The 1352-nt window shown below is 42.8% G+C and carries 1 protein-coding gene; it reads right to left on the reverse strand.

The window, feature by feature from the left end:
- Positions 1 to 291 precede the first annotated feature (291 nt).
- On the reverse strand, positions 292 to 1188 hold the full coding sequence (prmA, locus tag PX636_RS14950) for a 50S ribosomal protein L11 methyltransferase (RefSeq protein ID WP_288117693.1): 897 nt from the start codon (positions 1186 to 1188) through the stop codon (positions 292 to 294).
- Positions 1189 to 1352: the final 164 nt, after the last annotated feature.

Consider the following 1352-nt stretch of genomic DNA (forward strand, 5'->3'; position numbering starts at 1 on the left):
AACTTTAAACTCTAAGACAAACATTTTACGCAGGGGGGACTTAGACAAAATCAGTATAGCACAATAAAAGTTAAGTTAACAAGATATAGTTTAAAAAGCCGTCCTAAAAGGACGGGGCTTTAACCCAAAATTTCGGTAAAGTATCATTGGAACTCCCCTGTGGTGGAAAACTGTCATTTGTTAAGCTAAAAGCTTAAATCTACTTAGTTTCTAACCTTCTTTTTGGGTAGGAGAATTGCCAGATTTTTTTTGCTGCTTCTTGCTTTCAGAAGCTGATAACTGATAGCTATATTAATCCAGAGCGCGACGAATTTGAAGACAACACCATTCTTGACGTTTCCACAGGGCAGCCACTGTCCAGCCTTGGGTTTCTAAAATATCTGTAACTGCTTGTGCTTGGGTGACGAGGATGCCGCTTAAAATTCCCCAAGTGGTGGGTTTTGCCAGACGGGTAATTTCCGGCATTAAAGCGATAATTGTCTCGGCTAAAATATTACAAACGATGCCATCGACACCATCGGGAATTAATTCTAATAACTCCTCGACACTACCCTGATTAATAGCTAAATTTTCGGGGTTAATTCGGTTGAGATGGCGATTACTGCGCGTCGCATTCACCGCCAGCGGATCTGTATCGACAGCATAAACTTTTTTGGCCCCCAATAAAATCGCTCCGATCGCGAGTATGCCAGAACCACAACCGATATCGGCGATAATTTTAGGCTCTGGATGGCTACTTAAACGCATTTCTAGGGATTCTAGACATAATTGCGTGGTTGGATGCGTTCCCGTGCCAAAAGCGGAACCGGGGTCAATTTTAATCACCAATCTCTGGTTATTTTCGGGGGGATTTAACCAAGCAGGACAGATCAAAAAGCGATCGCCGATCTCGCTAATTTGCCAATGTTGTTTCCAACTGCTGGCCCAGTCTTCCTCGTCCATTAACTGCCAATGGCTGACAGGTTCGGGAAAACCTAAAATCAAAGCATCCTGCTTTAACCAGAGGCTTAGTGCCTCTAAATCGGGCAATTGCGCTTTAATTTCTGGTATATAGGCCTTAATCTCTAAAGAGGATTGTTTTTTAGCAGTGGCCGTTCCCGAACAGCCAAAATCTTCCAGTCTCCAGAAAACCGTTTCTTCGAGACTAGGTTCGCACAAAACCGTAATTTCCCACCAACTATTAGACATATATCAGTGATCAGTGATCAGTTATCAGATTTGAGTTTTCAGTCAACAGTATTAAGTAGGTGGGTGGAATTAAATATAAGATGAACGTAGGTTGGGTTGAAGCATGAAACCCAACGCCCGCATGGGTTACGCTACCGCTAACCCATCCTACAAATAATTGTACC

This window comes from Microcystis sp. M53598_WE2 (assembly GCF_030067735.1).
Taxonomy (GTDB): Bacteria; Cyanobacteriota; Cyanobacteriia; order Cyanobacteriales; family Microcystaceae; genus Microcystis; species Microcystis aeruginosa.